Origin of the sequence: Nocardiopsis codii, assembly GCF_036327455.1 — a bacterium.
GTDB classification, from domain to species: domain Bacteria; phylum Actinomycetota; class Actinomycetes; order Streptosporangiales; family Streptosporangiaceae; genus Nocardiopsis; species Nocardiopsis codii.
Genome location: NZ_JAUZMY010000006.1, coordinates 105,283 through 128,512, shown reverse-complemented (window position 1 = coordinate 128,512; position 23,230 = coordinate 105,283). Strand labels below are relative to the sequence as shown.

The window sequence follows — 23,230 nt, the reverse complement described above, 5'->3', positions numbered from 1 at the left end:
GCGGGAGGTCTCTCCGTGTCGGGGGACGAGGTTCGGAACGGCAAAGAAGGGTGGTTCCCGTGTCGGGGGCGGGCGGGCCACGGGCCGCCTCCGTACAAGGTCCGAGTATCAGGACGCGCCCTGAAGCAGCCCTGAACAAGACCTGAAGGCGAATCGCGAAAAAAGTTCGCATTTTTCCGTGCACGCCACGTCGACCTGCGTCGATGCACGCGCAATTGATCAAGTTCCATGATCATCATTGGATTGTGACTATCAACACAAGAGATGGCCTGGGCCTTGTCCGCAACCCCCGGGGCTGCGAAGCCGCCGCGGTCAACGCCGGAGCGGAACTTATCCATTACTTACAGGCATGGCCTGCGTGTTTATGATCGAGTCGCCGCGCCCCCGGCGGCACGAAGACAGCTGGGAGCGCTGTTCGATCCCGCAGGCCCTGGAGGTCTTCCGGCGCCGGAACAAGGAACAAGGGACCGGAGAACCGGAAGAAGCAGGAGCACGTCAACGCGAGGAAGAGTCAGCTGGAAAGGCTCCTGAATGCACAGAACACAGCCTGAGACCACGACCCTGGCAGTACTGGGCGAGCTGGCGGTCACCGACGGCACCGTCTTCCTCCCCCTGGGAGCCCCCCGGCAGCGTGCGGTACTCGCCGCACTGGCCATCAACGTCAACCAGTCACTGACCACACAGCGCATCATCGGCATGGTCTGGGGATCGACCTACCCGGCCTACGCCAACAACCTGGTGCACAAGTACGTGTCCGGCCTGCGCCGGGCGCTGGCCGGCCTGCCGGCCCACCGGCAGGTCCGCATCGAGAGCGGGTCCGACGGCTACCGGCTCGTCGCCAGGCTGGACCAGCTGGACCTGACGCTGTTCCACATCCACGTCGAAGCCGCGCGCGACCTCCGTGAGCACGGGGAGCCGGGGCGCGCGGCGGAGATGTTCGGGGAGGCGCTCGGCCTGTGGCGGGGCCCCCTCCTCGGCGAGCTGCCCGGAATCGCCTTCGACGACGAGCGCGACTTCATGGAGACCGTCCGCCTGGTGGTACTGGAGGAGTACGCCGCACTGAGCATCCAGGTCGGCCGCCACAACGACGTGGTGGGGATGCTGCGCACCACCCTGCGCAGCCACCCCCTGGAGGAGAACCTGGCCAGGCTGCTGATCCTGGCCCTGTACAAGGCGGGGCGGACGGCCGAGGCGATACGCGTCTACCAGCGGCTGTCCTCCCGGATGCTGGGAGAGCTGAACATGCCGCCCCGCCCCGAGCTGAACGACCTGTACCACGCCATCCGGCGCCACGCGCCGATCCCCGCCCCGCACGTCTGACCCGGACCCGGGCCCGTCCGCCCCCTGTGCATCCCCCTGCCCCGCACCGACGGCTTCAGTGACACGTGACGGCCGCCCCGCCGAGCCCGGGCCCACTCGGCGCGGGCGGTCCCGTGCACCGCTCCCCGGCAGCGTGCCGCCGGGGAGCGGTGCACGGGTCAGACCCGGGCGGGCACCCGCTCCTCGTCCCGCGACGGGGACCCCGGCGCGGACCCGTCCTCCTCGTCCCCGCCCTCGGAGATCCCGATACGGTCGTGCACCCAGCGCAGCGGGCGCGGGAGCCACCAGTTGGCGTCGCCGAGCAGGCGCATGGTGGCCGGCACCATGACCGCGCGGACCAGGGTCGCGTCCACGAACACCGCGATGGCCAGGCCGATTCCGATGATCTTCAGGAACAGCAGGCCGGAGGTGCCCATCGCCAGCAGCACCACCATGAGCAGGATCGCCGCGCTGGTGATGATCTGGCCGGTGTGCTGCAGGCCCGCCGCCACCGAACGGGTGTTGTCCCCCGTGCGCAGGTACTCCTCGCGGACCCTGCTGAGCAGGAACAGCTCGTAGTCCATCGCCAGCCCGAAGGAGACGATGGTGATGAGCACCAGATAGGTGGGGTCGATCGTGCCGACGGCGTCGAAGCCGAGCAGCCCCGCGAACCCGCCCTCCTGGAAGCCCCAGACCGCGATGCCCAGGGAGGCGCCCAGCGACAGGGCCCCCATCATCACCGCCTTGAGCGGCAGGACGATCGACCCGAAGGCGAGGAACAGCAGGAACAGGGTCGCGGCGGCGACGAATCCGACGGTCGTCGGCACGGAGTCGACGATCGCGGACACGTTGTCCTGCTGCATGGCCGCCACCCCGCCGACCAGAGCCCTCCCGGCACCCTCGGGGGCGGGCTCGGCGCGCACGTCGCGCACCAGCTGCGCCACCTCCGGGGAGTCCGACTCCCCCTGGTAGGCGACCAGGACGTGGGCGATGCCGTCCCCGGTGCGCTCGACACGGGACAGCGAGGCCTCCGGCAGCGCCTCCAGGCGCTCGGTGTAGTCCTCCAGGGCCTGGTCGGTCGTGTCCCCGACCACCGCGATGTTGAGGCGGCCGAGGCCGCCCGCCGGGAAGTCCTCGGCGACCGACTCGGTGGCGATCCGGCTCCCCGCATCCCCCGGCAGGTAGCGCTGGTCCGTGGAGCCGAGCTGGGTCGAGGCCAGACCGGAGCTGAAGACCAGCAGGACGGCGCCGACCGCGACCAGGGACACGGCCGGGCCGCGCATCACGGTCCTGGCCAGGCGCGCCCAGGCGCCCGCGTTCTCGTGGACGGTCCCGGTCACGGTGCGTCGGGGCAGGGGGATCCTGAGGCTGTTGATCCGCCGGCCGACCACCGCCAGCAGGGCGGGCAGGAAGACCAGGGCGGCCAGCAGGTCGAACAGGACGACGGCGATGCCGCCCCAGCCGATCGACTGGAGGATGGGCTGGGGGAAGAACAGCAGGCCGGCGAAGGCGATGCCCACGGTGATACCGGAGAAGGCCACGGTGCGCCCGGCCGTGTCGACGGTACGGCGGACGGCGTCGCCGATCTCCCGCCCGCGCCCCAGCTCCTCGCGGAACCGGCTGACCATGAACAGGCCGTAGTCGATCGCCAGCCCCAGGCCGAGGATGGTGGCGACGTTGACCGCGAACACCGACACGTCGGTCACGTAGGTCAGGGCGCGCAGGACGGTGAGGGAACCGAGGATGGCCAGTCCGCCGACGGCGAGCGGCACCAGGCCCGCGATGAGGCCGCCGAAGATCAGGACGAGCAGGAGCAGCAGCACAGGAAGGGTGACGAGCTCGGCGCGGACGATGTCGGTCTCCGCCGTCTCGGAGAGCTCGTGCTCGACCGCGACGGGGCCGCCCAGGTGGACCTCCAGCGGGCTGGACTCCAGGTGTTCGGCGACCTCCTCGTACTGGTGGAGGCGGTCGGCGTGGGTCTCCCCGGTGAGGGTCACGGGGATGTACGTGGCCTGCATGTCCTCGGAGACGAGCATGCCGCGCTCGGTCTCGGCGAGTTCCTCGTCGAGGTACACGTCGAAGTCGGCGACGGCGTCGGGCATGCCGTCGGCGATACGCTGCACGGCGGCGGCGAAGGTGGGGTTGTCCACCTGGATCTCGTCGCTGCGGTAGACGGCGACGATGTCGACGTCGTCGTGGCCCAGTTCGTCCTCCAGGACGCGTGTGGCCTCGGAGGACTCCGATCCCGGGTCCTCGAACCCGCTCTCGCTCACGTCGGAGAAGACGCCCGACCCCCACACGGCCGCGAAGACGGCGAAGAGTGCGGTGGCGGTCAGGACGGCCCAGCGCCAGCGGTGCGCCCCCAGGCCGATGCGCCCGAAAAGCCCGGTGTGTGTCGGCATACGCCGCCCTCTCAGCGAACGGTCCACAAGTCCGTCAACGGTGTTTGCTAACGGCGTTCACTAAAGCGTGCGACCGTTACGCTGTCAATATCGTCAACGAGGACCGACAGCGCCCTGACCTGGCGCCCGAGACGGGGTGTACCGCAGTACATGACGAAATCCCAGCTGGACCGGGGGATCGGCCGACCGACCCGCCGCGAGCGTGTGCGCGAGGCCACACTGTCCGAGATCAAGGGGATCGCCCGCCGACACCTGGTCGAGAACGGGACCTCGGGCGTCTCCCTGCGGGCCATCGCCCGCGAGATGGGCATGACCGCACCCGGGCTGTACCGCTACGTGTCCGGCATCGACTCCCTGCTCATCCTGATCACCGCGGACATGTTCACGGAGCTCGCCGACGCGGTGGCCGAGGCCGACGCCAGCGTGCCCGACGAGGAGACGGACCTGCGCATCCTCACCTCGCTGCGGGCGTTCCGATCCTGGGCGATCCACCACACCGCCGAGTTCGCCACCATGTTCGGCCCGCGCGCCCGACTGGACCCGGAGGCCGACCCGGCTCCGGCGCTGGAGGCGGGGCGCAGGTTCGGCGCCACGTTCTACACGCTCTTCGACCGCCTGCTGTCGGAGGAGCGCTTCCCTCTGCCCGACGGGGACCGCATCACCCCCGAGCTCGCCCGTGAACTGCGCGCCTTCGCCGACAGCTGCGGCTTCTCGGCTCCGCACATCCCGGTGGAGGCGATCATGGTGCTGAGCAGCTGCTGGGTGCGCCTGTACGGAGTCGTGTGCATGGAGGTGTTCCAGCACCTCGATTTCGTGATGCACGACATGGAACCACTCTTCGAGTCCGAGCTTCAGAACCTGTTGACGGGCCTGGGGGTCCGGTACCGGCCACCGGAGAGCAGCACGTCGGCTACCATCGGTACGCCCTCTTAGGCCCCATACTGGACGTCTGTGTAACTTGTCGGATTCGCCCAGGCTGATCCGCCCCGGCCCGGTGGGCGCCGGCACCCTAGCGAGGACGGACCCGTGGAGAACCGACCCGGCGGTGAGCTGCAGGGGGACGACGCCCCCAGATCCGACCAGCCCGGCCCCGCAGACCCCCCTCCCCACGGGGCCCCCGACAGGGTGGACCCCGGCCCGCCGGTTTCCTTCCAGGGGCAGGAGCCGCCGTCACACCGCCAGGGACAGGACGGGGCCGACGCGGCCCCGCCCCGGTCCGCGGCCCCCGGAGCCGCAGGGCCCCCCGCGGACGCCCGGGCGCCGGGCGCCGACACCGGCCGACCGCCCTCCCCCTCGGAGGAGCGGCCCGCCCAGGGCCCCCTCACCACCGGTCCACACGTGCCGCCCCTCCCCTTCCGGGGGGCGCGGCCGCAGGGGCCGCAGACCTCGTCATGGCCGCAGGCCCACCAGGGTCCACCGGGGCTCCACGGCGCGCACCAGCCGGGTCCGGGAACCACCCACGCCTTCCACCGGCCCGGGGCGCCCGCCCCGTACGGAGCACCGGGGCAGCAGTATCCGCAGGCGGGGCAGAACCTCGCCCGGCCGCCCCACGCCCCGCCGGTCCAGTACGCGCCCTACGGACCCGCGGCCCCCTACGCACAGCCCGGCGGGCCCGGCGCGTGGCCGCAACAGCAGCAGTGGGAGCAGCCCCGGCAGCGCCGCCGCGGCCTCGGCGTCCTGGTCGGCTCGTCCGTGGCGGGCACGATCGCCGTCGGCGCCCTCGTCGTCAGCATCGTCATGGTCTCCACCGCGCCGCAGGAGGAGCCGCCGCCGACCGGCACCGACCTGTCCGCCTCCTACGACGAGGGGCTGGCCGCCCGGCCCAACGCCGTCGAGATCGACATCGCCGACCACCCCCTCTACGACGCCCCGGCGCCCGGCACGGTCGACTGCGACACCCCCGCGCTGGACATCGGCTCGGACGAGTCGTGGCAGGAGTTCGCGACGACCACCGGCGAGTGCCTGGACACGCTCTGGGCGCCGGTGATGGACGACCTCGGCCTGTCCTCCCGGAGCCCGGAGATCACCGTCACCCGGGAGTCCCCCGACACAGGCGAGGAGGAGGGCTACACGCTCGCGTACTACGAGAGCGACTGGAACCGCATCACCGTGGTCCTGCCCAACGTCCGCCAGCTCAGCGCCCAGATCCCCGTGGACGAACGCGAGAACGTCTGGATCGCGCTGATGGGGCACGAGTACGGCCACCACGTGCAGTTCGCCACCGGGATCCTCAACGTCTCGCACGACATGCGCTGGAACGCCGGGAGCGAGGAGGACGAGCTGGACACCCTCCGGCGCACCGAACTCCAGGCGGAGTGCATGGCCGGGATCGGGCTGCGCGGGATCACCGGCGGCGACGAGGACGCGCTGGAGACGGTCAACGCCAACTTCAACGGCGGCGGGGACCTCGACACCCACGGCAGCGCGAGCAACCGGGCGTTCTGGCTCGAACAGGGCTGGTCCGAGGAGACCGTGGACGGTTGCAACACCTACGGCGCCGCACCGGGCGAGGTCACCTGATCAGCCGTCGACGATCTTGCGGTAGGCGTCCCAGCCGTGGAGCTTGACCCGCTCGCCGCGGTCCAGCTCCGCTCCCTGGCGGGCCTCGGCCTCGTCGATGCGCAGCCAGTCGTCGTAGTCGCTGTGCGCGATCCCGCGCTCGTCCAGGACCTGCTCCAGCGGCACCAGGGCCGGGGCCGCCTCGCGCAGCGCGGGGGCGTCCTGCAACAGTGCCCTGACCGTTCCCGCGGCGTCGGACTTGTTGGTGCCGATCACCCCGGTGGCCCCCCGCTTGATCCACCCCGCGACGTAGTCCCCGCGGACCACCCGGCCCCCGCCGTCCAGGACGCGGCCGTCCTCCTGCGGCACCGTGCGCCCCCGGGTGTCGAACGGCACCCCCGGAAGCGGGGCGCCCGCGTAGCCGACCGAGCGCAGCACCATCCCGGCGTCCAGGTCCGTCGTCCGCCCCGTCCCGACGAGGCGTCCGTCGTCGTCCAGACGCGTGTGCTCGACCCGCACACCGGTGACGCGGTCCTCTCCGAGGACCTCCTGGGGGCGGGCCCAGAAGTGCAGGCGAACGGTACGCGCACGCCCCGCCGGGGCGCTCCGCGCGTGTTCCTGGAGGAGCCTGAGGTTGGTGCGGGCGGCCCGGGCGACCATGCGCAGTTCGTGTGTCCCGGTGCCCACGGCGGTGGGGTCGACGTCCACCTGGTCGGCGGGCACCACCACGTCGGCTCCGGGCAGGGCCAGCAGGTCGCGCAGCTCCGGCGCGGTGAACTTGGCCTGGAGGGGGCCCCGCCGGGACAGCAGGTGCACAGTGCGCACGCGGCTGGCGGCGAGCACGTCCAGGACGGGCTGCGGGATGTCGGTGTGCCGCAGCTCGTCGGCGGTCTTGGCCAGGATGCGGGCGACGTCCAGGGCGACGTTGCCCGCCCCCACCACGACGGTCTCCTCGGCGTCGAGCACGAACCCCGCCAGCTCGCTGTCGGGGTGCCCGCAGTACCAGTTGACGAAGTCGGTCGCGGCGACGCTGCCGGGGAGGTCCTCCCCCGGCACGTCCATGCGTCGGTCCACGGGGGCTCCGGTGGCGTAGACGACTCCGTGGTAGGCGCGGGCCAGGTCGGCCCGGGTGAGCGCGGAGCCGAACTCGACCCCGCCGACGAAGCGCACGGCGGGGTGTTCCAGCACCCTGCGCAGGGCGCCGGCCACGCCCTTGATCTTGGTGTGGTCGGGGGCCACGCCGTAGCGCACCAGTCCGTAGGGGGTGGGCAGGCGGTCCATCACGTCCACACGGACCGGGACCCGCTGCTGCCGGGTGAGCGCGTCGGCGGTGTACACGCCCGCCGGACCTGAGCCGATCACGGCCACACGGAGCGCGTCGGTGTCCTCGGGACCCTGCTGGTCGGGCTCGGGAGAGGTCATGCCCCCATTCTGACAGTCCGGGGGGCGGATCGCCGGGTGTCCGCGGCGTGCGGGACGCGGCCGGGCGGTCCCGCGGGGGCCGCCCGGCGCGTGTCCGCTCAGGCGTTCTCGTCGGCCAGCTCCTCGGCGGACTTGCGCGACTCCGTGTACCGGGAGACCGTCTCGGTGAGCTTGCGGGACAGCTCCTGGGGCGTCAGCCCCTGCTCCCGGAGGATGTCGTCGCGCTTGGCGTGGTCCAGGAACTCCTGCGCGATGCCGAACGTGCGCACCGGCACGTCCACGTCGTGGTCGCGCAGCAGGCGCGCCACCGCGTCGCCCACGGCTCCGGTGCGGCCGTTGTCCTCGATGACGGCGACGACGCTGTGCTCGGCGGCCTCGCCGACCAGGGCGTCGTCCAGCGGCTTGACCCACAGCGGGTCGACGACGGTGACGCCGATGCCCTGGGCGGCCATCCTGTCGGCGACCTCGCAGGCGACCTGGGCCATGGTGCCCGCTCCGACGATGAGCAGGTCCTTGGCGTGGCCGTCGTCGGCGGCGCGGCGGAGCAGGTCCATGGAGCCGACCTTGCCGACCGCGTCCACCTGCTCGGCGACCGCGCCCTTGGGGTAGCGGACGACGGTCGGGGCGTCGTCGACGGCGACGGCCTCGTTGAGCAGGACGCGAAGGCGTTCGGCGTCACGGGGGGCCGCCAGGCGGAGTCCGGGGACCACCTGGAGGATGGACATGTCCCACATGCCGTTGTGGCTGGCGCCGTCGTTGCCGGTGACCCCGGCGCGGTCCAGGCAGAAGGTGACGCCCTGGCGGTGCAGGGCGGCGTCCATGAGCACCTGGTCGAAGCAGCGGTTGAGGAACGTGGCGTAGACCGCGACCACCGGGTGCAGGCCGTTCATGGCCATACCGGTGGCGGCGGTGGCGGCGTGCTGCTCGGCGATGCCCACGTCGAAGATGCGCTCCGGGTAGGCGTCCGCGAACTTGTTGAGGCCCGTGGGGTGGAGCATGGCGGCGGTGATGGCCACCACGTCCTCGCGCTCCGCGCCGATCTCCACCATGGCGTCGGCGAAGACCGAGGTCCACTTGACGGCCTTGGAACCGGGCTTGGCCCGGCCGGTGGCGACGTCGAAGGGGCCGGGTGCGTGGAACTGGTCCTCGTCGTGGTTCTCCGCCGGGGCGTAGCCCTTGCCCTTCTGGGTGATGCAGTGCACGATCACCGGGCCGCCGAAGTCGCGGGCGCGGCGCAGCGCCTTCTCCAGGCCCTGCTCGTCGTGGCCGTCGATGGGACCGAGGTACTTCAGGCCCAGGTCCTCGAACATCATCTGCGGCTGGATGGCGTCCTTGATGCCCTTCTTGAGGCCGTGCAGCGCCTCGTATATGGGCTGACCCACGACCGGGGTGCGGTTGAGGGTGGACTTGGCCAGGTCCAGGGCCTGCTCGTAGCCGGGGGCCATGCGCAGCGACGCGAGGTGGTCGGCGAGCCCGCCTCTGGTGGGCGAGTAGGAGCGGCCGTTGTCGTTGACGACGATGACGAGGCGGCGGTCCTTGCGCTCGGCGATGTTGTTGAGCGCCTCCCAGGCCATGCCGCCGGTGAGGGCGCCGTCGCCGATGACCGCGACCACGGTGCGGTCCCTGCGGCCCCGCACCTCGTTGGCCTTGGCCATGCCGTCCGCGTAGGAGAGCGCGGTGGAGGCGTGGGAGTTCTCGATGAAGTCGTGCTCGGACTCGGAACGGGAGGGGTAGCCGGAGAGCCCGCCCTCCGACTTCAGGAGGGAGAAGTCGTGTCGGCCGGTGAGGACCTTGTGCGCGTAGGCCTGGTGGCCCGTGTCGAAGAGGATGGGGTCCTTCGGGGAGTCGAAGACCCTGTGCAGCGCGATGGTCAGCTCGACCACTCCGAGGCTGGGACCGAGGTGCCCGCCGGTCTGGGAGCAGGAGTCGACCAGGAAGTCCCGGATCTCCTGTGCCAGAGCCGGGAGCTGGTCGGCCGGAAGCTTCTTGAGCGCTTCCGGATTGTGTATCGACTCGAACAGTGCCACTGTCTCGTCAGTCCCCTCGTCCAGCGTGTCCGTTGAGTTTGCCAGCCCGGGCCCCTGACGTGGGCCGGATTTGGCTACCGGCAGGTATACATACCCGAGTTTATGGGTGTGCGTCCACGGGTCCCGCCCAGCCCTGCCGTGGCCGCGGCCCCCGGAGGCGGCCTGCGCACGGCGGACCCCCCGTCAGACGGCGCGGGCCGCGCGGAACGCCACCCGCATCGCGGGTTTTGGCGTACATTACTCGGTTTCGAGCTCACTGTTGGCCCAGCTACCCGGCCCGAGGGTATCCGAGGCAGGCCCCGGACGGCCCGTGGGTCCGAGGCCGCCGCCGGACGGCCCGGGCTCACCCGAGGGCGGCCTGCGCGAGCAGACCCGCGGCGGAGACGCTCACCACGCTCAGCATCGCCACGCGCAGCCACCCGGCGTCGACCCGTCGGCGCAGGACGCCGCCCAGCAGGAACCCGAGGACCACGAAGGGGACGGCTGCGGCGCCGACCACGGCGGTCCGGACGTCCATCTGGCCGCCGACGGTCAACGCCGCCAGGGAGAACGCGCCGCCGAACAGGAAGAACGCAGCGAGGGTCGCGCGCACCCGGGAGGGCGCCTCGTGCTGGTAGAGCAGGGCCATGGGGGGTCCCCCGACCGAGGTGGCGGTGCCCGCGAAACCCGACAGGGCACCCGCCGCGACGAGCGACGCCGGGGTGATGCGCACGCGCAGGGAGAGGACCGACAGGGCAACCGCGACGAGCACCATGACGCCGACCGCCCCGGCGAGGGCGCGGGGCTCCAGGACGGCGACCACCCACACCCCCAGCACCGTCCCGGGCAGGCGCGCGGGCAGGCCCCAGGCGATACCCCGCCAGTCGACGTGCCGCCACTCCTGGAGGAGGGTCAGCACCGGCAGGACGATGACCGTCACCAGCAGGGACCCCGGCATCAGCGTGGGGTCGAGGAAGGAGATGACGGGGGCGGCGACCAGGCCGAGGCCGAGGCCGACGGTGCTCTGGACCGCCGCCCCGACCACGACCGCGAGGACGGACACCAGGACGAACGTCCACAGGTCCGACTCGCCGAGCAGGCCGTGGCCGGTGGGCGAGAAGTACTCCGCGAGCACCGGGGCGACGGCCGGGGGCACGGCCGAGGCGGAGACCTGGTGGGCCAGGAGGGCCGGGACTGCTGAGATTTCTACGGGCACGCCGAGCGACGTTACATCTCACTCATCCCTATCGGGATTAGGAGATAGGAGCATGGGACGACCAGGTGGAGCGGGGGTCCGGTCCGCGCCGGAACGCCGCGGGCCGCCGGGGCGGAACGGCGGCCCCGGACGGCTCGGCAGGGGTGGTGCGCCGGACGGCGTCGGCGTACTCCGTCGCCCGCTCGGGGTGCAGGAACCACTCGATCAGACCGCCCGGGTCGCCGAAGGAGTTGGCGAAGCGGTCGGCCGTCCCCTGGTGGCCGGCGGCGAGGCGGAACAGCTCCCACACGTGCGGCGGGCCGGACAGCATGACCCTGCTCCAGGCGGTCACCTGCCGGGCCTGCCGCCAGTAGGCCGCGAACGCCGAGCGCATGAACGCCTCGTCGAAGGGGCGCGTGCCGTGGTCCACGATCGCGCGCCGGTAGACGTCCGCGCACAGGGACGCCATGTTGGCGCCCTGCGCGGTGATGGGGTCGTTGGCGACCACGGCGTCGGCCATGCCCAGGACCAGGCCCCCGTTGGAGAGGCGGGCGACGGGTTCGCGCACCACGGGTGCGTAGGCGCCGCGCAGGGCGGCCCGGGGGTCGGCGAGGCGGGCGCGGGCGAAGCGCTCGTACTCCCACGGGGCGGAACGGCGCAGCACGTCGAGGAGTCCGTCGAGGACCTCCTCCCCGGAGGCGCCGGGCGGCAGGGCGCGGTCCATGGGACCGCCGGGGACCGCCTCCACCATGACGGCGTCACAGACCCCCGCGAGGGAGTAGGTGGGCAGGGAGAACACCTCCCCCGCGCGGGCGACGGCGCTCCGGCTGAGGATCGGACCGGACGGGTGCGGTTCGGCGCCGGTGACGTAGGCGAGGGAGAGGGAGCGCTGCGGTGCGTCGAAGTGCGAGCGCTGCGGATCGCGGGGGAAGAGCTCGGCGAGTTCGCCCCTTCCCGCGGCGACGACCACGAGGTCGTGGTCCCGGTCGGAGGCGAACCGCTCCAGATCCCCTGTGTCCACGCGGCGCCTGACGTGGTCGCCGCCGCTCCGGACGAACAGGTCGAGCCAGGCCGACATCTTGAGCCGCTGGTCCACCGACTGGGCCGGCTCGTCCAGCCTGCCGACCCAGGAGGTCGCGGGCGCGGTTCCCCGCCCGCCCGTCCGCGCGGCCGTGCGGTGGGCCCCGCGGGCGAACGCTTCCGAGGTCTCCGCACCGGGGTCCGCGACGTGGACGCCGACGCCCCGGACTGCGGGTGCGCGGTCGTCCCAGAGGGCGAGTCCGTGTCGGCGCTCGCGCCGCAGGGCCGGTCCGAAGAGGCACTGGGCGGACGTCACCCGGCCTGCGCGGACCTCCTCCGCCCCGGCCGGGCTGACCAGTGTCACGCCGTAGCCCTCGGCCAGAAGGCCGAGGGCGAGTTGCAGACCTGACTGTCCGCCTCCGACGACGAGGATCGTGCGCATGTCTCTCCCGGGTACGCTCCCGCCGCCCGGCCCGACGGCCGGAGGGGGCTCCGGGGCGGGCGTGGCGGCGGGGGCGGGCTGGTCGGGCCGTCGCGGTCGCGGATCCGCCCCCGGCGTGGTCCGGGCACGGCGGAGCGGGGGCGGGAGCACACGTGGTGCGCCCGCCCCGCGACGGCCGGTTGCTTGCGCCGCGAAACTAGCAGCGCCCCGCGGGGTGCCGATTCCGCCCCCGGGAGTGGGACCTTCGACCCCGCAGGGCCGGGACCTGCGACTCTGCGCCGTCGGCCGGCCCGGAACCGGCCCGGGGCCGGCTGCCGCGCACCCGGCCGCGGCGGTCTCCGCCGCCGTTCGCGCAGCTCACGCCCGGTGACCCGCGAGGCGGTGCCGCCGGGGGCGGTGACGCGCCGGGGCGGGGCTCACTGGCCGCGGCCCGGCCGCCTGCGCGATCGCGCCCCGGGAGGGCGGCGGTCGGGTCTCGGGGAACGGGAGCGACGCATGTCACAGGGCGTCCGGGCCCGGCGGTCCCGGCGCCACCGGGGGCTGTGCCGCCCCGGGGAGCCGGGGACGGCGGGGGCCCGGCCCGGCACCTGGGGCGCCGGACCGGGCCGGATCGGACGGGGAGGGGTTCCCAGGAGGGCTAGGCGCCGCCCCGGGCGTGGGTCTTTCGGCCCCGGCGCGAGACCGCGTCGAGGATGACCGCGATCAGCAGGACGGCCGCGGTGATCATGAAGCGCACCGAGGTGTCCATCTGGAGCAGCAGGAGACCGGAGGTGATCGCGCCCAGGACCAGGCCGCCCAGGAGGGCGGAGTAGGCGTTGCCGCGACCGCCGAAGAGGCTGGTTCCGCCGATGACGGCCGCGGCGATGGCCATCATGAGCTCGGCGCCGCCGCCGGTCGAGACGCTGGCGGCGAAGTTGCGGGAGACCAGCATGATGCCGCCGAGCGCGGCCAGGGTGGACGCGATCCCGAACACCGAGATCCGGATCAGGTCGACGTTGATGCCCGCACGGCGGGCCGCCTCGGAGTTGCCGCCGACGGCGTAGACCATCCGCCCGTAGCGGGTCTTGCGCAGCACGAGGTCCAGGAGGACCACGAAGCCCACGAAGATGAGGAAGGCCAGGGGCACACCCTTGTACTGGTTGAGCACCCAGACGCCGCCGACGATCGGCACCGTGAGCAGCGCGGCGCGGAAGAGGATCTCCTCCAGGGGCTTGTAGGGCAGCCCCGCCTGGCGCCGGCGCCTCTCGACGGTGAACACCGCGAGAAGGTAGAGGACGATGACGATGCCCGCGATGGCCCATCCCATGAAGGGGACGAAGTAGGTCTGCGTGAGCATCGCGATGGAGCCGCTGGGGCTGGTGTTGATGGTGCCGTCGGCGCCCATCAGGTAGAGGTGCACGCCCTGCCAGCCCAGGAGGCCGGCGAGGGTGACCACGAAGGCCGGTACTCCCAGTTTGGCGAAGATGACGCCGTGGAGCAGTCCGATCAGGAGGCCGACCCCGACAGCGGCGACGATGGCGCCCCACTCGGGGAGGCCCGACTTCACCGCCAGGACCGCCAGGACCGCCGCGGACAGCCCGGAGACGGAGCCGATCGACAGGTCGATCTCACCGAGGAGCAGCACCATGATGACGCCGGTGGTCATCAGGCCGACGGCGGCGATCTGCACGGTCAGGTTGGACAGGTTCTGCGGGGACAGGAACCGGTCGTTCATCGACTGGAAGACGATGCCGATCAGCAGCAGTCCGACCACGACCGGGAGCGGGCCGAGCTCGCCGCCCCTGAGGTTGCGGCGGAGCGCCTGGAGCCATCCGCGGGGGGAGGCCGCCGTGACGAGCAGGCGGGGGTCGCGCTTGGCCTCGCCGGACTCGGGCGCCCCGTCACCGGAGTCGTGGGAGAGGTGGGTCTGCTGTGTCATCGGTTGTCCTCCGTCTCCAGGGCCGAGGAGCCGGTGCGGTCGGAGCGTCTGCTGACCGGGTTGTCGGCGGCCCCGGTGATGGCGGCCACGATCTCCTCGTAGCTGGTCTCCGCGATGGGGAAGTCCCCCGCGTTGCGGCCCAGGCGCAGCACCACGGCACGGTCGGCGACCGCGCGGACGTCGGCCATGTTGTGGCTGATGAGCACCACCCCGAGCCCCTGGTCGCGGAGGCGCTCGATGAGGTCGAGGACCTGCGCGGTCTGGGCGACGCCCAGGGCTGCGGTCGGCTCGTCGAGCATGACCACGCGCGGCTGCCCCAGCAGGGAGCGGGCGATCGCGATGATCTGCCTCTGCCCGCCGGAGAGGGAGGCCACCGGGACGCGCAGGTCGGGGATGCTCACCGACAGGGAGTCGAGGAGTTCCCTGGCCCGGCTCTCCATCTCGACCTCGTCGAGGGTGCCCGGGAAGTGCAGCTTCTCGTTGCCCAGGAACAGGTTGCCGACGATGTCCAGGTTGTCGCACAGGGCGAGGTCCTGGTAGATCGTGGCGATCCCGAGCCGCTGGGCGTCGGCGGGGGCGGAGATGCCGACCGGCTGTCCGTCCCACTCGATGGCCCCGCCGCTGTCCGCGGGGTGGACACCGGCGATGACCTTGACCAGTGTGGACTTGCCGGCTCCGTTGTCGCCGAGCAGGGCGACGACCTCGCCGGGCCGGACCTGGAAGTCGACCTCGCTGAGGGCCCTGACGGCCCCGAAGGTCTTGGAGATCCCGGACAGTTCCAGGACGGGTGTGCTCATGCGCTCGTTTCTCTCTCCTCGTCCCTGCCGGGGGCGGTACGGGTTCCTCCCGCCCGCCCCCGCGCACTGGGGACTTCGCGCCGCTGCTGGGCCGCGTTCCGCGGATCGTTCCGGGCTCGCGTCCCCCGGGCTGCCTCTCGCTGCACCGACTGCGCTTGGACAGCCGAACCCGGGCTGACCTGCGCTACTCCTCTTGCGAGAGATGGCCCGGAAGCCGCTCGCGTCGATCGGCGCAAGCGCCGAGTCAACCGAAAGCATCCACGGAACACGCCCTAGAGGTTTTCCTGGCAGAAGTCGGTGTCGGCGTAGTCGTCGGTGCAGATCTCCTCGACGCTGTAGACCTCGTCGGCCACCACGGTGTCGAGGACGTTGTCCTCGGTCACGACGATGACGTCCAGGAGGACCGCGGTGACGGCCTCGCCGTTGGCGTCCTCGACCTCGCTGATCTCGTAGCCGTCGAGCTGGAGGTCCTCGCCGGTGCCCAGGGCGACCGCCATGGCGGCGGCGACCTCGGCCTCGGGGCGGATCTCCTTGTAGACGGTCATGTGCTGCTCACCGGCGACGACGCGCTGGATTCCGGCGAGCTCGGCGTCCTGGCCGGTCACGGGCGGGAGGTCCTCGACCGGGACCCCGGCGCTGCGCAGGGCCGAGATGACGCCCGAGGCCATGCCGTCGTTGGCGGAGTACACGCCGGCGATCTCGTCGACGCCCAGGGAGGTGATGGCGCCCTCCATCTGGCTGTTGGCCTGGTCGGGCGACCAGTCGGGGGTATCGAACTCCTGGCCGATCTCGACCGCGCCGTCGAGGACGTCGTGGGCGCCGGCCTTGAAGTCGGCGGCGTTCGGGTCGGTGGGCGAGCCGTTGATCATGACGATCTGGCCGTCCTCGTTGCCGTCCTCCTCCAGGGCCGCGAGCAGGGCCTCGCCCTGGACCTGGCCGACCCGGAAGTTGTCGAAGGAGACGTACATGTCGACGCCGCCCTCGGCGAGGCGGTCGTAGGCCACGACCGGGACGCCCTGGGACCTGGCCTCGTTGACGGTGCCGGCCGCCGCGGCGGAGTCGACGGCGTCGAGGACCAGGACGTCCACCCCGTCGGTCAGCATGGCCTGGGCCTGGGTCTGCTGCTCGTCGACATCCTGGTCGGCGTTGGCGTAGGAGAGCTCGCACGCGGGGCAGAGCTCGTTGAGCGCCTCTTCGAAGTAGGGCTTGTCGAAGGCCTCGTAGCGGGCGGTCTGGAGTTCGGGGAGGAGGAGTCCGACGTGGAAGCCGTCCTCCACGCTCTGGGTCTCCTGCTCCCCCTCCCCACCGGTGGTGGTGAGGCCGGAGCAGCCGGAGACGAGGAGGGCGAGTGCGGCGGTGGTGGCCGCCAGGCCTGCGGTGGCCTTGCGGTGCGGTGCGAAGCGTCGTGTACTCAACGCTGGTGCCTCTCATGACGGGGGGATTCACAATGAAGAACTCGCGAGTGGTGCTGTGCAGTCAAACCCCGCCGCCACCTTGGCGTCAACTCCTGAACACATAACCGAAACATCACGAGTCTTGAGTTCACGAACTGAAGGAATCAAAAACCCAGGCCAGAGCGGCAACCCGGACACGGGGCGCCACGTGAGGAAGTTTCGGGTTTTACCCGTGACCGGCCCACCGCAGGCGGTGACCTCGCGGTTCACCGTCCCGTCACCTTCCGATCGCCCCGGATCGGGCGGCCCGGCGGACCTGCGCGGCGGGGCCCCGACCACCGGTGGACGCGTCGGCACCGCTTCCGCGCGTGCCGGACGCGGCCCGGTCGCGGGATGGCGGGGCAGCGGGGTGGGAGGCGCGCCTCCCGGAGGGTCAGTTCGCGTGCTGTGAGGCCATGCGCAGCGCCCCGTACAGGGCCGCGTCACGTCCCAGCTCGCCGCGCACCAGCGACAGCCTCTCCAGCGCGCTGCCCAGCGAGCCCAGCTCCATCGCCCGGCTCATCGGCTCCAGCAGCAGTTCACCGGCCTCGGCCAGGTCCCCGCCGACGATCACCCGGTCGGGGTTGAACAGGTTGGCCATGATCGCGGCCCCCTGGCCGAGCGCGGTGCCCGCCTCCGCGATGATCCGGCGGCTGCCGGGATCGCCCTCCCTGGCCGCCTCCACCAGGTCCCCCACCCGCACCGGCCCCGGCCCACGGGCCACGTCGGTGTGCTGCGGAAGCATGTCCAGCAGGTAGTTCGCGCCGACGAAGGTCTCCAGGCACCCCCGGTTGCCGCACCTGCAGACCTGCCCGCGCGGGTCCAGCGCGATGTGCCCGATCTCCCCGGCCGTGCCGCCGGCGCCGCGGAAGAGCCGTCCGGACATCATGATGCCCGCGCCCACCCCGTCGCTGATGACCAGGTGGATGACGTGCTCGGCGCCCATGCCCGCCCCGCGGTGCTGCTCGGCGAGGACGGAGAGGTTGGCGTCGTTCTCGGCCAGGACCTCCAGGCCCAGCCGCTCGGTGAGGGCCTTGGCCGGATGGAACCCCGCCCAGCGGGGGACACAGGAGATGTGGCCCACCGCGCCGGTGCCCGGGTCGATCGGACCAGGCACCGAGGCGACCACGGAGGAGACCGTGCCCAGGTCGATCCGGGCCCGCTGGAGGGTGGTCTCGGCCAGCCAGGCCGCGCGGCGCACCGCCCGGTCGGCGTCCGAGCCCACGTCGTAGTCGATCTCCTCGCGGGCCAGCATGTTGCCCTCGCTGTCGCCCACCGCGACGCGGACGCGGTCCGCGGTGAAGTCGACCCCCACGACGGTGCCGGGCGGCCGCAGGAGGGTGACGGCCCGCGCTCGCCGCCCGTTGGAGGAGGTGTCGCGCACCGAGACCGTCCCGGCGGCGCGCAGGCCGCGCACGATGTTGGAGACGCTGGCGGCCGACAGGCCGGTGGTCCGGGCCAGCTCGGCCTGGGTGAGCGTGCCGTCGCGCCGCAGCACGTCCACGACCCGGCGTTCGTTGGCCTGGCGCAGGGCGGACTGAGATCCCGGCGTCGCTGCGGCGTCGGTCACCAGTGGCCCCCGTGTGGTCGGTACTCTCTCGGCGCGTCGGCGCTGTTGCGAGGAATGCTACAAGCATTGAACGCAAGCGGGAACTTCACTCCCGCGCCCGTTAGGGTCCGAACGTGACAGGACCACGCATCAGCACAGCCGACGACGGCTGGGAGGACGCGCTGGCGGGAGCGGTCCCCTCCGACGACCCCGCAGGTCGACCGCGGGTCGTCGGGGTCGAGGGGCGCTCCGGCTCGGGCAAGAGCACGGTGGCCGCACGGCTGCGCGCGGCGCTCGCGCGGCGGGGGCGGCCGGTGGCCGTGCTGCCCATGGAGGACCTCTACCCGGGGTGGGAGGGGTTGGCCGAGGCGCCGGGACTGCTGCGGGAGTGGGTCCTGGAGCCGCTGTCCCGGGGGGATCCGGCGGCGTGGCGGCGCTACGACTGGGAACGGGGCGCCTTCGCCCGGGAGTGGACGCTCCTGCCCGGGGACGTGGCCGCGGGCGGGGTCCTCGTCGTGGAGGGGTGCGGCTCGGGCTCCGCCGCCGGACGCGGCCTCCTGGACCTGCTGGTCTGGGTGGCCGCGTCCGACGACGATCGCTCCCGGCGGTTGGACGCTCGCGGGGACGCGTCGTCGTACGCGCCCTTCAGGCGCGTGTGGGCGGAGCAGGAGGAGGCGTTCTACGAGCGCAACCGCCCCCTGGAGCACGCCGACCTGGTGATCGGCAACCCCGCCCGGTGACCGGCCGCCGGTCCGGTCGCCTCCGCCGGGGCGCGCGTCTTCCGGTCCCCACCGATACGCGCCCCGTCGGAGGAGCCGTGGTGTCCGGCTGCCCTCCTCAGCCGCCCTGGAGCGGGGCCGGGGCGGGAACGCCCGGGCCGGGTGCGGGTGCGGGTGCGGGAACACCCTGCAGGAATCCGGCCACCAGGTCGAGGGTGGCCCCGTCGGCGAGGATGCCGCTGTGGCCGAGTCCGCGGGTCCGCACCAGGCGGGCCCGGCCCCCGAGCGCGGACGCCGTGCGCAGCGACTGGCCGAACGGGACGTAGGAGTCGTCCTCTCCGTGCAGGAGCAGGAAGGGCTGGGTGAGCGTCTCCGGGGCGTGCGTGGCCGAGAAGCGCGTCCACACGGTCGGGTCGCCGTCGAAGTAGCGGCGCTCGACGGCCCGGCGCAGTGCCGCAACGGCCCGGGGCCGCAGTCCGAGGGCACCCGAGAAGTAGTCGACGAGGAAACCGAAGTCCGACACCCCCGAGACCAGGACCACCCGGTCGGCCCGGAGCCCCTCGCGCAGGGCGTGGACGGCGAAGAGCGCGCCCATGGAGTGGCCGATCACCGCCGCGAAGGGTCCGTGCCTGTCCTGGAGCCGGCGCATGACCTCCCGGGCGTCGAGGACGGTGCCCACCGGGCCGCCCGTCGAGCCGTGGCCCGGGGCGTCCCAGGAGACGGGGCTGTAGCCGAGTTCGAGCAGGCGGCGGATCACGGGCGCGAAGCGCGCCGCCCGGGAGCGCCAGCCGTGGGCGAGCAGGACGGGGCGGGCGCCGTCGCCCCAGGCGTAGGTGGCGACCTTCCACCGCCCGACCCCGAGGGGCTCCGTCCGGGCGCTCCCGTGGAGTTCGCGGTCCTGCGCGGCGACCGGGCGCAGGCCCCGGGGATCGGCCCACAGGCGCCGCGCCAGGGTTCCCGCGAGGCCGGGGGCGGGCAGGGCGAGGGCGTTGACGGCCGCGCCCACGAGTCGGGCAGTGTTCACTGTGGTCTCTCCTCCGCGCGGTGGCCCGCGTCCAGAAAACTTTACGAACGATCGTATTATTTGTTTGGCACGACGCTCACGTCAAGGGGCAAGTAGGATCGTCATGTACTCGACCGACCGTTCACACTCAGCCCGCAGGACGAGCCCAGCCGAGGAAGCCGCATGACGACCCAGACCGACGGCCGACTGCAACGGGGCGACCAGACCCGGCGGGCGGTACTGGACCGCGCGGTGGACATCGCGTCGGTGGAGGGCCTGGACGGGCTCTCCCTCGGACGGCTGTCCCGGGAGCTGCGGATCAGCAAGAGCGGGGTGTTCGCCCACTTCGGGTCCAAGGAGGAGCTCCAGCTCGCCGCCGTCGAGGCGGGAAGGAAGGTCTTCGTCCGCCATGTGGTGCGCGAGGCGCTGAGGACCCGTCCCGGCGTCGAACGCCTGTGGCGGTTGTGCGAGGACTGGATCGTCTACTCCCGGAGCCGGGTCTTCTCCGGAGGGTGCTTCTTCTACACCGTCACAGCCGAGTTCGAGTCCCGCCCGGGCAGGGTCCGGGACGCCCTCGTGGAGACCCACCGCGAGTGGCGCGACCTGCTCACCCGGACCGCCGAGGACGCCCGCCAGCTGGGCGAGCTCACCTCCGGGGCCGATCCCGCCCTGCTCGCCTTCGAGTTGCGCGCGTTCCTGGACACCGCCAACGCGGTCTCCCTCCTGGAGGACGACAGGGACGCCCCCTACGCGATGGCGCGCACCGCCGTCACCGCCAGGCTGGAGGCCCTGGCGACCCCGGAGGCCCCGAGGCCCTGGACCTCCGGCTCCACCGCCCCGACCGCCTGAACCCCGACGGGCGCGGGGCCTGTTCCGCGCCCCGGGCTCGCGTCCGCCTGGCCCCTCCGGCGCCTGCACCCGTGAGGCGACACAGGGCCGAGCGCCGCACGCCCTCCCGCGGACGACCGCCCGCGGCCCGCGGGACCGCCGGGAGGAGCAGCCCAGGACCCGCTCTCCCCGCGGTCCCGGTCCACGTGCACCCCGATGTAGGCGCCCACCAGGCGGCCCACGATCGTGATCAGGAACAGCGTCCCGGTGACGGCCTCCGCCGTGGCCGCCGTGCGCGCCCACGGCGAGACGGGCACCACGTCCCCGTACCCCAGCGTCGCGAGGGTGACGTAGGAGAAGTACGTCAACTGCTGCCAGGCGATTCCGCCGTCCCGGGCGGTGAAACTGCCCGGCGACACGCTCTCCAGCGCCCCGAACACCACGGCGAAGAAGCCGCCGAGGAGCAGGTAGACGCACACGGCCGCCAGGATGAGTTCCAGCTCGTGCGTCCGGCTGCGGCGGTAGACGAACCTCAGGAGCGAGGACACGATCACCACCTGGAAGGCCCCGGCGGAGACGAAGACGCACACCATCGCGGTCCCGTCGCCCCGGCTGGCCCCGGCCCACCCGGCGCAGAGCAGCAGGGCCGCGCCCGCGACCACCTCGGGGGCCGCCCTGTCGTCCTCCCCGCGCACCAGGAGCACCCCGAACAGGACGACCCCCACGTAGGCGAACAGGTACAGGGCCGTCCAGCCGGCGCCGTGGAAGGTGACCGGGTAGCCGAACTGGAGGAGGACCACGAACGCCAGGAACGACCCGAGGTTCACGGGACGCCCCCCGAACGGACCGCGTCTGCGCACCGGCCCACTATGGCACGGTGTCCCACACCTGCACCGGCGCCGCTCCGGGAGCGTTCAGGCGTGCGCCGCCGCGGTCACCTGCCGGACGCCCCCGGCCGGGCCGCGCAGATCTGCCTGGCCCTGCGCAGGTCGCCCTCCATGGCCCGCAGGCCGGCACGGAGGGCGGGCAGCGGCAGGTCCGCGAAGCGGCGCACCCTCGCCCTGCGCTCCTCCCTCACCCCGTGCGCGCGGGCGTCGAGGCCGAACAGCACCAGCCATCCCATCCCGCAGCCCGCGGCCGCCAGCAGCAGGATGCCCGGCCCGACGACCGTGCCCCAGCCCGCGAGGACGAGGGACGCGAGGGCAAGCGCCACCCCGAGGACGCCCAGGACGCCCTTGCCGAACGCGTAGGCCTCCTGCCTGCGCACCGTCGCCCGCAGGCTGGCGGCCTCACCCCGCACCGCCGTGGTGCGCTCCCTCCACAGGTCGTGCCGGCGGGCCACCCGGAGCACCGTGGGGATCACCGCGTAGACCGCGGCCGCGTACCCGGCACGGGTGGGACCGGAGGCGTACTCCACACGGGTCCACAGGATGCGCGTCCACTCCCCGACCCCCTGCAGCCCTCCCGCGACCGGCGGGACCGCCAGGCCCGGGTTGAGCAGGAAGGTCAGGATCAGGGCGGGGTCCACCCGGTGGAGGTCGCCCTTCCAGCCGCTCAGGCTCCCGGTCAGCTCCCGGACGAAGCCGTTTCCGACGCGTTCGCCCTCCTCCAGGTCCCTGGCCAGGGCGAACAGCGCCGCGTCCTCCGCCTGCCCCGCCATCAGTCGCAGTTCCGAGGGGCGGGCCAGCGGCAGGAACTCGGCGACCCCGGCGTCTCCCGCGAGTAGCGGCCTGGGGTCGTTGAAGAGCTTCCGCAGGTCCTCGATGCCGCGGAAGCGGGACAACAGCGCCGAGGACGCCGGAGCGGCGTGCACGGCGCCGTCCACCGGTTCCACGGAGCCGGCCCGCGGGGCAGGGGGGACCGGCTGCGACGGGGCGGGGAGGGCGGGGGCGAGGGCCAGGGGGCCGCCCGTGATGAGGTGGTCGAGCAGGACCTTGGCGTCGGGTCTGTCCTCCGGTCTCCTGAGCAGGCAGGTCCGGAGGGTGTCCCTGAGCGGCTCGGGCACGCCGTCGAGGTCGGGCTCGCCGGCCAGGACACGGGCGATGCGGGAGGCCTGGGTGGGACCGGGGAAGGCCTCCCTGCCGGTGGCCGCGTAGACCATCACCGACCCCCACGAGAAGACGTCGACCGCCGAGGTGAGGCGTTCCCCCTCCAACTGCTCGGGGGCCATGTAGCCGACCGTGCCGATGATCCCGCTGGCGGTCACGGAGGTGGTCTCCAGGGCGCGGGCGATGCCGAAGTCGATCACCCGCGGCCCGTCCGGGGCGAGCATGATGTTGTCCGGTTTCAGGTCCCGGTGCACGACACCGGCCGAGTGGATCGCGGCCAGGGCGGTCGCCGTGCCCACGGCGAGGCGCTGGAGCTCGGTACCCACGCGCGGCCCGCCCTCCGCCACGGCGACCTGGAGTGTGGGACCGTCGATGAACTCGGTCGCGATCCACGGGGCCTCCCCGTCCGGGTCGGCGTCCAGGATCGCCGCGATACAGAAGTCGTCCACCCGGCGGGCCTGCTCGACCTCGGTGGTGAAGCGGCGCCGCATCTCGGGATCCCCCGCCCACCTGGCGTGCAGCAGCTTCACGGCCGCACGGCTCCCGTCGGGCGCCTCCCCGAGGAACACCTCCCCGAAGCCCCCGCGCCCCAACGAGCGCACGAGGCGGTAGTTCCCGGCGGTACGACCCGGGTCGTCCACGGTTGTCCC

General features: G+C 72.8%; 17 protein-coding genes. 5 read left to right on the top strand and 12 right to left on the bottom strand.

From position 1 onward, the window contains the following. The first annotated feature begins 531 nt into the window (after positions 1 to 531). Positions 532 to 1,320 (top strand): AfsR/SARP family transcriptional regulator, encoded by a 789-nt coding sequence (locus Q8791_RS08380; RefSeq protein WP_330091034.1) that lies wholly within the window; start codon positions 532 to 534, stop codon positions 1,318 to 1,320. Positions 1,321 to 1,478: 158 nt separating this feature from the next. Here the strand turns inward: Q8791_RS08380 and Q8791_RS08375 are convergent, their stop codons facing one another. Beyond that, complete coding sequence (locus tag Q8791_RS08375; protein WP_330091033.1) at positions 1,479 to 3,701, bottom strand: MMPL family transporter; 2,223 nt, start codon at positions 3,699 to 3,701, stop codon at positions 1,479 to 1,481. A gap of 150 nt (positions 3,702 to 3,851) precedes the next feature. Here Q8791_RS08375 and Q8791_RS08370 point away from each other — a divergent pair, with 150 nt between their 5' ends. After that, positions 3,852 to 4,634, top strand: a complete 783-nt coding sequence (locus tag Q8791_RS08370; RefSeq protein WP_330091032.1) for a TetR/AcrR family transcriptional regulator — start codon at positions 3,852 to 3,854, stop codon at positions 4,632 to 4,634. 93 nt (positions 4,635 to 4,727) lie between these two features. Further along, positions 4,728 to 6,221 carry a neutral zinc metallopeptidase gene (locus tag Q8791_RS08365; protein ID WP_330091031.1) on the top strand — a complete coding sequence of 498 codons (1,494 nt, stop codon included), beginning with the start codon at positions 4,728 to 4,730 and terminating at the stop codon, positions 6,219 to 6,221. On the opposite strand, the gene Q8791_RS08360 is transcribed toward Q8791_RS08365, so the two are convergent. The 8 genes from Q8791_RS08360 to Q8791_RS08325 all read right to left on the bottom strand — a co-directional run bounded on the left by Q8791_RS08360 (position 6,222) and on the right by Q8791_RS08325 (position 18,003). Further along, the gene (locus Q8791_RS08360; RefSeq protein ID WP_330091030.1) at positions 6,222 to 7,622 is read right to left on the bottom strand and encodes an FAD-dependent oxidoreductase; all 1,401 of its coding nucleotides are present in this window, start codon (positions 7,620 to 7,622) and stop codon (positions 6,222 to 6,224) included. A 98-nt stretch (positions 7,623 to 7,720) separates the two neighbouring features. Then, entirely contained in the window at positions 7,721 to 9,649 is a 1,929-nt protein-coding gene (gene dxs / locus Q8791_RS08355) for a 1-deoxy-D-xylulose-5-phosphate synthase (RefSeq protein ID WP_330091029.1), read from the bottom strand. A gap of 343 nt (positions 9,650 to 9,992) precedes the next feature. After that, positions 9,993 to 10,763: a sulfite exporter TauE/SafE family protein gene (locus tag Q8791_RS08350; protein WP_330091122.1), complete on the bottom strand. Its 771-nt coding sequence runs from the start codon at positions 10,761 to 10,763 to the stop codon at positions 9,993 to 9,995. A gap of 118 nt (positions 10,764 to 10,881) precedes the next feature. After that, positions 10,882 to 12,285 (bottom strand): styrene monooxygenase/indole monooxygenase family protein, encoded by a 1,404-nt coding sequence (locus Q8791_RS08345; protein ID WP_330091028.1) that lies wholly within the window; start codon positions 12,283 to 12,285, stop codon positions 10,882 to 10,884. 637 nt (positions 12,286 to 12,922) lie between these two features. Next, complete coding sequence (locus tag Q8791_RS08340) at positions 12,923 to 14,203, bottom strand: sugar ABC transporter permease (protein WP_330091027.1); 1,281 nt, start codon at positions 14,201 to 14,203, stop codon at positions 12,923 to 12,925. Beyond that, positions 14,200 to 15,000, bottom strand: a complete 801-nt coding sequence (locus tag Q8791_RS08335; RefSeq protein WP_330091026.1) for an ATP-binding cassette domain-containing protein — start codon at positions 14,998 to 15,000, stop codon at positions 14,200 to 14,202. The genes Q8791_RS08340 and Q8791_RS08335 overlap by 4 nt, the downstream gene beginning before the upstream one ends. A 272-nt stretch (positions 15,001 to 15,272) precedes the next feature. Then, complete coding sequence (locus Q8791_RS08330; RefSeq protein WP_330091025.1) at positions 15,273 to 16,415, bottom strand: substrate-binding domain-containing protein; 1,143 nt, start codon at positions 16,413 to 16,415, stop codon at positions 15,273 to 15,275. 412 nt (positions 16,416 to 16,827) lie between these two features. Next, complete coding sequence (locus Q8791_RS08325; RefSeq protein ID WP_330091024.1) at positions 16,828 to 18,003, bottom strand: ROK family transcriptional regulator; 1,176 nt, start codon at positions 18,001 to 18,003, stop codon at positions 16,828 to 16,830. Positions 18,004 to 18,116: 113 nt separating this feature from the next. Here Q8791_RS08325 and Q8791_RS08320 point away from each other — a divergent pair, with 113 nt between their 5' ends. Continuing rightward, a complete protein-coding gene (locus Q8791_RS08320; RefSeq protein ID WP_330091023.1) occupies positions 18,117 to 18,722 on the top strand; it encodes a uridine kinase family protein in 606 nt (201 codons plus the stop codon). 97 nt (positions 18,723 to 18,819) lie between these two features. Here the strand turns inward: Q8791_RS08320 and Q8791_RS08315 are convergent, their stop codons facing one another. Beyond that, positions 18,820 to 19,725 (bottom strand): alpha/beta fold hydrolase, encoded by a 906-nt coding sequence (locus Q8791_RS08315; protein WP_330091022.1) that lies wholly within the window; start codon positions 19,723 to 19,725, stop codon positions 18,820 to 18,822. A gap of 162 nt (positions 19,726 to 19,887) precedes the next feature. On the opposite strand from Q8791_RS08315, the gene Q8791_RS08310 reads away from it, so the two are divergent. Continuing rightward, positions 19,888 to 20,553, top strand: coding sequence for a TetR/AcrR family transcriptional regulator (locus Q8791_RS08310; protein WP_330091021.1), 666 nt, complete (start codon positions 19,888 to 19,890; stop codon positions 20,551 to 20,553). Here Q8791_RS08310 and Q8791_RS08305 read toward each other — a convergent pair. Together Q8791_RS08305 and Q8791_RS08300 are read right to left on the bottom strand one after the other, a co-directional pair. Beyond that, positions 20,451 to 21,392 carry a potassium channel family protein gene (locus Q8791_RS08305; protein ID WP_330091020.1) on the bottom strand — a complete coding sequence of 314 codons (942 nt, stop codon included), beginning with the start codon at positions 21,390 to 21,392 and terminating at the stop codon, positions 20,451 to 20,453. The two genes, Q8791_RS08310 and Q8791_RS08305, sit on opposite strands and share 103 nt — an antisense overlap. Positions 21,393 to 21,466: 74 nt before the next feature. Beyond that, positions 21,467 to 23,221, bottom strand: a complete 1,755-nt coding sequence (locus Q8791_RS08300) for a serine/threonine protein kinase (RefSeq protein ID WP_330091019.1) — start codon at positions 23,219 to 23,221, stop codon at positions 21,467 to 21,469. Positions 23,222 to 23,230: the final 9 nt, after the last annotated feature.

Bases quoted from the DNA above. Each gene is read 5' to 3' on its own strand.
- Q8791_RS08370 (WP_330091032.1), top strand. From the start codon at position 3,852: ATGACGAAATCCCAGCTGGACCGGGGGATCGGCCGACCGACCCGCCGC.
- Q8791_RS08340 (WP_330091027.1), bottom strand. From the start codon at position 14,203: ATGACACAGCAGACCCACCTCTCCCACGACTCCGGTGACGGGGCGCCC.
- Q8791_RS08335 (WP_330091026.1), bottom strand. From the start codon at position 15,000: ATGAGCACACCCGTCCTGGAACTGTCCGGGATCTCCAAGACCTTCGGG.
- Q8791_RS08345 (WP_330091028.1), bottom strand. From the start codon at position 12,285: ATGCGCACGATCCTCGTCGTCGGAGGCGGACAGTCAGGTCTGCAACTC.
- Q8791_RS08310 (WP_330091021.1), top strand. From the start codon at position 19,888: ATGACGACCCAGACCGACGGCCGACTGCAACGGGGCGACCAGACCCGG.
- Q8791_RS08375 (WP_330091033.1), bottom strand. From the start codon at position 3,701: ATGCCGACACACACCGGGCTTTTCGGGCGCATCGGCCTGGGGGCGCAC.
- Q8791_RS08380 (WP_330091034.1), top strand. From the start codon at position 532: ATGCACAGAACACAGCCTGAGACCACGACCCTGGCAGTACTGGGCGAG.
- Q8791_RS08360 (WP_330091030.1), bottom strand. From the start codon at position 7,622: ATGACCTCTCCCGAGCCCGACCAGCAGGGTCCCGAGGACACCGACGCG.